This is a genomic window from Mycobacterium sp. (assembly GCF_039583805.1).
In the GTDB taxonomy this organism is placed as follows: Bacteria; Actinomycetota; Actinomycetes; order Mycobacteriales; family Mycobacteriaceae; genus Mycobacterium.
The window spans coordinates 1-7,570 of the sequence record NZ_JAVKSH010000139.1 but is presented as its reverse complement, the minus strand read 5'-3'; the positions used below and the strand labels follow the sequence as shown (position 1 = coordinate 7,570).

Here is a 7,570-nt window from a genome sequence, read left to right as displayed (position 1 = left end):
AGATTCCAGTCCGCGACCGCGGCCAGCTCGGCGGCCGTGGCAGGGTCGACCACCGCCAGCCGGTGCCGGCCGGCCATTTTCCCGCTGGGTGGGATGTCGTCGTCGTGGAGGACGTCCTTAGGTGCGCCGGGATCGACACCGGCGAATTGTGCTTCGGTGGCGATCACCGCCCGCAACCCCACTTCGTGGTGGGCCGCCCAGGCCGCGATCGCCGCGAACGGATATGTGGTCCAGCGCGCGCGCAGCGGCGCCGGGACCGCCGCGTCGGCGGAGACCAGCCGCACCGGATTGGGCAGGTCGACGCCGTCGGGGATGTAGGCCATGCCGTAGCTGTTGGCCACCACGATCTGCCCGTCGGTGCTAACCCCGGTGACCCAGAAAAAGTTGTGGTCGGATCGGCCCGGCTGATCCGGGGCGTTGAGCGCGGCCGCGATCCGCTTGGCCAGCGACAGCCGGTCGTGCCCGCCGCTCTGGCGCCTCGCCGCCCCCGCCGCGGTGGCTCGGGCGAGGAACTCGCGTTCGGCGCGTGCGGCGGTGACCGGGATCGGCGCCGGCGCGCCCACCTGGCCCGCGTCTTTGGCTGACGCCGGATACACACCCGGCCCGGACGGCCCCGCGGTGCCCGACGGCTGCCCCGCCGCCGCTGTTTGCCCACTGGTCGTCGAGGACGCCGGCGCGGCCGGCGCGGGTGTTGGCGGCGGACCCAACGGCATCGGCGCGGCCGGGGCACCCGACCCCGCCCCGGCGGCTGCGCCCAGGCTCCCCAGTCCGGCGCTGGCCACCGGCGTGGCGGCAGCTCCCGGCGGCGTGGTCGACGTGGCGGCGCCGGCAGGCGTCCCGGCGGCCGTCGATGACCCAGCCTGCGCCGCGTCCATGGCCGCTGCCGCCGTGCCCACCGGCGCTGCCGCGCCGCCCAGCGGCGCCTGGCCCAACCCCTGCGCCGGCCCACCTGCCTGCGGACTCGTGGGCGCCGCACCTCCGGGCTGGCCCGTCGAGGCGGCCGGGCTCGACGGCGCGGCCGGGCTCGACGGCGCGGCCGAGCTCGACAGCCCACTCGCGGCCGGACTCAACGGCGCGCCAGCCGCCGAACCCAGGCTGCTGCCTGTCCTAGCGGGCGAACTCAGCCCCGGGGACGACGCGGCCGGCATCGGAGCCGCGGGCGGGGATGGAGTCGGCATTACGGCCGAGGGTCCGCCGGCCGGCACTGATTGGTGGGGAAGTTGCGAGGAGCCAGAGGTGCCGCGGCTGGTGCTGAATTTGTTCGGTGACTCTGGGGGATTTGCGTCTGCGGTTGCAGGGGTCAGCTGCGGGGAGTCGGAGTGGCTGCGGCTGGGGCTCCATCCACTGGGCGGCAGCACCGAAGGTGTCGACGCGGGGCCAGCCGACGGCGGCTCAGGGACGTTCGCCGACTGACCCGGGCGAGCGGCTGGGGGCGGGGTTTTCTGGTTGAGCAATTGTTCGAGGGCGTTCGGTGAGGGTTTCCAGGCGTCGGCTGTGGGTATCTGCGCGGCCAGGCCGGTGACTACGGCGACGTTCATCTCATGAAAAAGGCTGATCACTGCCTGGATTTCGCTGCTGCGCTGGTCGGTGTCGAGGTTTGAGTCGTTGTGGATGGTTGCGATCTGCTGCTGCGCCTCCTCGATGAAATCGGTGATCTTCGATTTGGCCTGCACCACCATGCCGGCGACGTGGTTGTTCCAGGTGATCGCACTGGTCAGATGATTCTGCTGTTCGCTGAACTGGCCGGCGTAGGTGCCGGCCTGGCTGTCGGCAGCGGTGGCGGCCCCACCCGACCAGATGCCGCCGTCGAAGGTTTCGCCGCGCTCATGCGCCCACGGCTGAACCGCCTGAAAGCTCAGCTGCTGCAGGGTGCGGGTCAACTCGCCGGCACAGTCGTAGAGCTCGTGTTCGTCGGCATCGGGCCACCCCCCCGGCTCGGTCAGGTCCTCGACGTAGTCACCCGTCGGCTTACCGGTTGCCATCAGCTCACCCCCGCCGACTCGCATGCTCCCAGGACTACGTAACCGGTTTGGATGGAGGCGGCCGTCAAGTACGCATCCGCTCGGGTGTAGGTCGGCAGGGCCTGCACGAAGGCGCGGCGATACTGGGCGTCCAGTACCGCGAAATCCTGGAAGGTGGGGTTGGCGCTACGGCGGCCGAGCCGGTCGGCCGTGTCGGCGTAGCCGCTCATCATCGGCGCCGCGGCGTCGTTGAGGGCTTTCTGCTCTGGTGACCACTGGCTGCGCGCGACATTCGGGTCGGTGTTCGCCCACGCGGCGATGTCGGCCACGAACCGGTCCAGGGCGGTGTTCCAGTCCGGGCACACCGGATCGGAGCTGGTCAGGAAGCGTTTCGGGTTGGCTGGGTCACCCAGCGGCGCCACCGCCGCCGGCGGGTCACCCGGCGGCACCAGTGGCCCGCGCGCTGCCGCCGACCCGTATTCGATGGCCTGGCAAACGTCACCAAGAGCCTCGGTGACGGCGATTGCTGTGAGTGCCAGCTGGTCGTCGGGCGGGGTGTAGACCGGGATGCGCTCGGCGTAGGCGCGAGCGTAGGCGATGAACTGCTCGTAGAGTTCGCGCATCACCCGATGCGGGGTCATCTTCACTAGCGGCACGGTCTGATCGGCGGCGGCCCGCATCGCCTGGCCCACTGCCGTGTACCGGTCGCGCACCCCGGGAATCCACGCATCTGCCGGGATCGACGGGTCCCGCTGATCCCACCCGTTTTTCTCGGCGTCGGCGAGGGTGTTTTGAATGGGTTTCCACGGCGCGCAGGTGGGGTCTTCGGTGATGACGGTGACCGGCCCGGTGTCGTTAGCGCTGGCAAAAGCCGACGCCTTGCCAGCACCCGGCGCTGGCGTGGCCGGCGCCGTCGCAGCGGAATCCTTTGCCGAACCACCGCGGGTGACCAGCAGCGTCGCGCCGACGGAGATCGCGGCCACCGCGATCACCGCCAGGCCCACCAACGCCCACTTCCAACGCCGACGTCCCGGGGGTGGGGGCGGCGGCCACGGTGGCTGCCCGTTCCACGGCGGCGGGGCCGACGGGCTGCCCGGATACGGCCCCGGCGTGCCCTGCGGGGGAGTGCTCCACGGACCCGGCGGCGGGGGAGGACCGCTCATCGCCACACCCCCGCGCTACGGCGGCGGGCGGCCTCACAGCGCACGGTATTTCCCCGGCTCGTGCCCGCGAGGTGACGCCGGCGCCTGCGCGGGCGGCGCGGTCGGTAGCTGCGCGTCGGTACGCGGTACCCGCCCCGGCCCGGCGCCCTGCGCAGTGTCCTTGTCGTCGGCAGGCTGGGCGGGGTCGTCATCGGCCGGCCTGACGTCGTCGACCAACGTCTCACCCGCAGTCTCGCCGGGCCCCTCGCCGCCCCCGCTGCGACCGGTCTGCGCCACCTGGCTGACCTGCTGCAGCGGCTCCTGCAGCCCCTGCATCAGAGCCTGCGGAAGCGCGCCAGCCATACCGGCCACCTGAATCGGGATCTGCGCGGCCGTCTCCATCGGCATCTGCATCAGCTGAGCGAACTCGCCCATCCCCCCGGCGCCCGCGGAGCCGTCCGCCGCGGCCGCGCCGGCTGCGCCACCGACACCTGAGCCTCCACCCGGTGCGGGGATGCCCGCGGCGCCGGCGTCGATGGCGGCGGCGTGCTGCTGGTCGGCGTCCTGATAGGCGCGGGCCGCGGCGAGCACGTTCTGCCCGAATTTCGTCGTGTTGGCCTTCAGCGCCGGCAAACCCGCAGCGACCGGGGCGATGAATTTGGGGGCTTGGGCGGCGATCGCCGACGAGAGCGCATCGCCACCGGTCGGCACGTACGGCGCCGGGGCCTGCGGGATGGAGTCAGCGGCCGCCAGGAACCGTCGGCCGGCGCCGGCCAACCGCTCGGCGTCCACCCTCAACGTTTCGGGCGCCATCGGCTACCTCCGCTCGTCAGCGTCGTCAAGTGCAGCTGAATCCGTCATAACCACTGCCGCAACAGTTTTGGACGCGTCACGCTGTTCAGGGAACCCCGGGGCTGCGCCGAGCATTGCTGCGTTGCGCATCGGCCGACTGTCCTGCAGGGGTCCGACAACCGCGGCGGCCGCCGAAAGCGAACGCGGCGCCGACCTTTGCCCGCCGACATCCGCAACCCCCTTAGCGACGGGACCGCACAGGATCGTACACAGCCGGCAAACACCCCCGGTGCAGAAATTCCGGGGCACCACACGCGTCCGCTCAGCAGCTCTGCGAGCGTGCCGTCCAGGTGATTCACCCGAGCGGTGCGCCGTTGGCGTCGATCCTGGGACACCCGCACTGTATCGACTTCGCCTGTTGCCGTGAACGTTTCGCAGTCCAGGAGCAATGCGGGCGACGGGCGGGCCGGTCTTCGCGGTCACGTCGCCTCGCTGGGAGCGGTGCTGTTCTGGGTATCCTTGCGCCGGCGGGCACCGATCACCTGCTCGGTCCACGGCCGGTCCTCCTTGTAGAGCTCCTCGTCCGGCGACAAGCCCGGCGACCGCCGCTTTTCCTTGCCCTGCTGAGCGCCGTGACCGCCCATCGGCATCCCGCCCATGCCGCCACCCATGGCACCGCCCGGGCCGGCTTTTTCTGGTTCGATGCCCTGCGCCCCGCCGCCCGCACGTGACGGCGCCACCGCCGAGCCCGTCACCGACGGCCGCAGCGGCATCTTCGGGGCGCCGCCACCACCGCCGGCACCCGCGCCACCGCTACCACCACCGCACGACGCCGGTTTGAGGCTAGGCCCCGTGGGCAGCTGTGGGGTGGCCTTGGCCGCAGCCGGCATGCCCCCCGGCAGACCGCCGCCCGGTGCGCCGCCCGGTGTACCGCCGCCGGGCATTCCGCCGGGCGTCCCTCCCGGCGCTCCGCCGGTTTTCGCAGCTGCCGAGTCCGGCGTTGCGGGCATCTGCGGCATGCTCGGCATCGATGGCGTCGCGGGAGCACCGCCGCCGCCCGGCGCGCCGCCGGCGCCGGGTGCTCCCCCGAGCGGTGTTCCGGGCGAAAACTCCGCGACATCGTCGGCCTGGACCGGCGCCACACCGCCGCTGCTCGGCGGGGGCTGCGGGCTGATGCGTTCGAGGTTGGTGTGCTGCGCGTACGCGTGTAACGCCGCCTCCGACCTCGTCTGGAACCACGACCACCGGGCCAATTTCTCAGCAGGGTCAAACGACGCGACGTTGTTGCGAAAGTTCTGCAGATCCTGCAGCGTCGGGTGATCGGCGACGAGCTTGTCGTGCGCGTCGGCCAAAGTCTCGGCTTGCCGGCCCAGCTGCCGGCAATTGTCGGCCATGTCCTGCAGCCAGTGCGAGTGGTTCTGCATGGCAATCTCGCAGGCCTCGGCCGCCTCCCCCTCCCACTCGGCCGGCGCCGTGAAATGGCCGGCATGATCGGTAAGACTCTGGCGGTACGCCTTCCACTGGTCCCGCAGGTACTTCACCGACGACGCCCGGGTGTCTCCGGCATAAATTGTCTCGGTCGCTATTTCCCAGTCGGTGAAGACATCCCAGCTGCCCGGCGGAGGGTAGTCCAAACACCGGGTGATTGGCGCGGCAGGCACATTCGTCAGATCCGGGGTGACCGGGTTGACTGCCGGCGCCGAACCGTTGCCGTTCATCGGGGCGTCCAGCGCGGCTTTCCGTTCCGCGTCCACCTGGTCGTAGGCGTTGGCGGCGGCGATGAGCAGCTGCGCGAGGCGTTGCGCCTCGACGTCACCGGCGCCCAGCATCATCGTCATCATCGCCTCGGAGGCGGCGAGCTGGGCCATCGCGGCAGTGGTTATCGCCAACGCATCGGGTGGATTTGCCGGGCCCGGGCCCGCCGGCCGGGGTGTTTGAATCTGCTGGGCCGTCTTCGTCAGCTCGCCCGACGTCACCTTCACGTGCCCGCCCATAGCGACTTTCCTTCCTGTAGGCCTCCAGATGGGCCTGAGGCGGTCGGGCGGCTTCCGCCAAGCCAGCCGTTTCTGCTGGCTAATGCTACCTACGGCGCGACCCTGCTCAGCACACAAATCCCGGGCGCCGGCGCAGCCCGGTGCGCCGCGCCGCCCGCCGTCCGTCCCTGTCGCGCCGAGTACCCTCACGGCCATGGCCGACGGGGAGCAGACCAAGCCCACCGCCGAGGATGATCACGCCGAACCGTCGAGCGGGCCGATGTTCACCACCTACGGGGTCGCGTCCGCGGTCCTCGGCGCGATCTCCGTCGCGGCGATCGCGCTGGGCCTGACCATCTGGTCGGTGCACCGTGGCGACGTCGACGAGCGCGCCTACCAGAGCCGGGTGCTGCGGACCGCCGCCGAGTGGACGGGTGTGCTGATCAACATGAACGCCGGCAACGTCGACGCCAGCGTGCAGCGGCTCCACGACCACACCGCCGGAGAACTCAACGCCGATTTCGACGCCGCGATGCAGCCGTACCGCAAGGTGGTGCAGCAGCTCAAGGCGAGCAGCACCGGACGGGTCGAGGCGGTGGCGATCGAAACGGTGCACCATGACCCCGAACCCGCGCCGGGCGACCTCCGCAGACCGGCCGCACTGCCGCCGGGCCTGGCCCGCCGCACCGACACCGTCATGGTGGTCGCCACATCGGTCGCCGAGAATGCCGGCGGTGAGCCACAAACCGTGCACTGGAATCTTCGTCTGGACGTCTCCGACGTGGACGGCACGCTGCTGATCTCACGGCTGAGCTCGATTCGATGATGGGCTCGATTCGATGAGGAACATCTGGCGGATGCTGGCGTTCGACCTCGCGGCGCCGCTGGCCACTATCGTCGGGTTGCTGGCCATCGGCGTGGTGCTGGGGTGGCCGCTGTGGTGGGTGTCGGCCTGTTCGGTGCTGATGGTGTTGGCCGTCGAGGGCGTGGCGATCAATATCGCGCTGTGGCGCCGCGATTCGGTGACCGTCGGCACCGACGACGACAGGCCCGTCCTGCGGCTGGCTGTCGTCGGCCTGTGTACGGCGGCGCTGGTGGCAGCCGTGCTGACCGGCTACACCCGTTGGACGACGCCGGACCGCAACCTCAAGCAGGACGCCATCGACGTGGTGCGGGTCGCGACCGCGATGGCCGAGGCGACGGCGACGTTCACCCCCCAGCATCCGGCGGCCTCGATGGACCGCGCCGCAGCGATGATGGAGCCCGACCAGGCGATGGCGTTCAAGGACCAATTCGCCAGAGCCACAGCGGATCTGGCACGCCGCAACGTCAGCGCGCAGGCGCGGACGCTGGCGGCCGGCGTGGAGGCGATCGGGCCGTCCGCAGCCAGCGTTGCGGTGGTGCTGAGTTCGACCCGGAACGCCGCGGGCCAGGAGCCCAGCCGGACGGTGCTGTCGCTGCGGGTGACGCTGACCAAGCAGGGCGAGCGCTGGTTGGTGCGCGGCGTGTCGCCGATCAACGCCCGCTGAGCGTCCAGATTGCCGCCAGGGTCGTGAGGCGCCGAGAATCACGACCCTGGCGGCAATCTCGTGGCAATCAGATCAGCCGGGCGTGCTCGACCATCAGTGCGTCCCGAGGGGGCCGGCGGCTTGAGCCGTCGGGGGAATCGGGACTTCCGCCGCGTGGCGGCGGATCTTGTCGT

Annotated in this window: 6 protein-coding genes; 2 read left to right on the top strand and 4 right to left on the bottom strand. The window is 71.1% G+C overall.

Going from position 1 to position 7,570, the window contains the following annotated elements:
* The 4 genes from ABDW21_RS15465 to ABDW21_RS15450 form a co-directional block, all read right to left on the bottom strand.
* On the bottom strand, positions 1–1,982 hold a 1,982-nt coding region (locus tag ABDW21_RS15465), incomplete at its 3' end, for a hypothetical protein (protein ID WP_343710682.1).
* On the bottom strand, positions 1,982–3,124 hold the full coding sequence (locus ABDW21_RS15460) for a hypothetical protein (RefSeq protein WP_343710681.1): 1,143 nt from the start codon (positions 3,122–3,124) through the stop codon (positions 1,982–1,984). The genes ABDW21_RS15465 and ABDW21_RS15460, both read right to left, overlap by 1 nt.
* A 33-nt stretch (positions 3,125–3,157) precedes the next feature.
* Positions 3,158–3,916 (bottom strand): hypothetical protein, encoded by a 759-nt coding sequence (locus ABDW21_RS15455; protein WP_343710680.1) that lies wholly within the window; start codon positions 3,914–3,916, stop codon positions 3,158–3,160.
* A gap of 458 nt (positions 3,917–4,374) precedes the next feature.
* Positions 4,375–5,889, bottom strand: coding sequence for a PPE domain-containing protein (locus ABDW21_RS15450; RefSeq protein WP_343710679.1), 1,515 nt, complete (start codon positions 5,887–5,889; stop codon positions 4,375–4,377).
* Positions 5,890–6,082: 193 nt separating this feature from the next.
* Here ABDW21_RS15450 and ABDW21_RS15445 point away from each other — a divergent pair, with 193 nt between their 5' ends.
* Positions 6,083–6,694 carry a hypothetical protein gene (locus ABDW21_RS15445; RefSeq protein WP_343710678.1) on the top strand — a complete coding sequence of 204 codons (612 nt, stop codon included), beginning with the start codon at positions 6,083–6,085 and terminating at the stop codon, positions 6,692–6,694.
* A 13-nt stretch (positions 6,695–6,707) separates the two neighbouring features.
* Complete coding sequence (locus ABDW21_RS15440) at positions 6,708–7,397, top strand: hypothetical protein (RefSeq protein WP_343710677.1); 690 nt, start codon at positions 6,708–6,710, stop codon at positions 7,395–7,397.
* Positions 7,398–7,570: the final 173 nt, after the last annotated feature.